Origin of the sequence: Labrys sp. WJW (assembly GCF_001676615.1) — a bacterium.
GTDB lineage: Bacteria > Pseudomonadota > Alphaproteobacteria > Rhizobiales > Labraceae > Labrys > Labrys sedimenti.
Genome location: NZ_LYXZ01000119.1, coordinates 1 through 1,064, shown reverse-complemented (window position 1 = coordinate 1,064; position 1,064 = coordinate 1). Strand labels below are relative to the sequence as shown.

Below are 1,064 nucleotides of genomic sequence, written 5' to 3'. Positions count from 1 at the left end.
AGGCAAAGCCCGTGGGAGAGCAAGGGTCTAAGTCCGTCTTTCCATCGACCCCGAACAGTCGCCAGGGCCGCCGAACAAGCCCGATTAGGCAAGGAAGGGATGAGATGGATAAGTATTTTGTGGGGATCGACGTATCGAAGGATTGGCTTGACGTCCATATCCTCCCCTCAGGAGAGAGTTTTCGGGTCGCCAATAGCTCGAGCGCGCTCGAGCCATTGGCCAAGCGTCTGAGTGAGCTTTCGCCCGAGCGCGTAGGGCTGGAGGCAACGGGCGGGTTTGAGACGGTGGCGGTAGCCGAGTTGTCGACGGTCGGCCTGGCGGTGGTGGTTCTCAATCCTGCCCAAGTGCGCTCCTTTGCCAATGCGTTGGGCAAACGGGCCAAAACCGACCCGATTGATGCAGCGGTGATCGCCGCTTTTGTGGCGGCGGTTCGACCTGAACTACGCGCGTTGCCCGATGCTGAAACCCGGCTCCTGGCCGATCTGGTTGCCAGACGGCGCCAGATCATTGCCATGATCGTGGCCGAGGAGCATCGGGCTCGCACGGCGAGTGGCCAGCAACTGGCCAAGAGCATTCGTCGGCTCCTGGCCGCACTGCGGCGTGAGTTGGAGAGCCTCGACCAGGATATGGACGGCCATATCCGCAAGTCGCCCCTGTGGCTGGTCAAGCAGGATTTGCTCACTTCCATGCCCGGTGTGGGACCGGCGGTGGCAAGAACCTTGCTGGGCGAACTGCCGGAGTTGGGAAGCCTCGACCGCCGCCAGATCGCTTCGCTCGCTGGTCTGGCTCCCTTCACCCGACAATCGGGCAAGTGGCGCGGCAAGAGCTTTATTGGCGGGGGACGAAGCGGGGTGCGATCTGCCTTGTTCATGGCGGCTCTCGTCGCCAGTCGGCACAACCCCACCCTCAAAGCTTTCCGCGACCGCCTCGTGGCTGCCGGCAAGCCCAAAATCGTCGCCCTCATCGCCACCATGCGCAAGCTACTCACAATCCTCAATGCAATCATTCGCGATCAACAACCATGGCAAACCGCTTGACATCCAAGACAGTCGCTCTCCCCGTAA

At 61.6% G+C, this 1,064-nt stretch carries 1 protein-coding gene; it reads left to right on the top strand.

The window, feature by feature from the left end; all coding sequences use genetic code 11:
• Positions 1-104: 104 nt before the first annotated feature.
• Positions 105-1,037 carry an IS110 family transposase gene (locus BA190_RS34880; RefSeq protein WP_068299806.1) on the top strand — a complete coding sequence of 311 codons (933 nt, stop codon included), beginning with the start codon at positions 105-107 and terminating at the stop codon, positions 1,035-1,037.
• Positions 1,038-1,064: the final 27 nt, after the last annotated feature.

Excerpts from the sequence above, each read along its gene's own strand:
- BA190_RS34880 (WP_068299806.1), top strand. The coding sequence starts at position 105 with ATGGATAAGTATTTTGTGGGGATCGACGTATCGAAGGATTGGCTTGAC.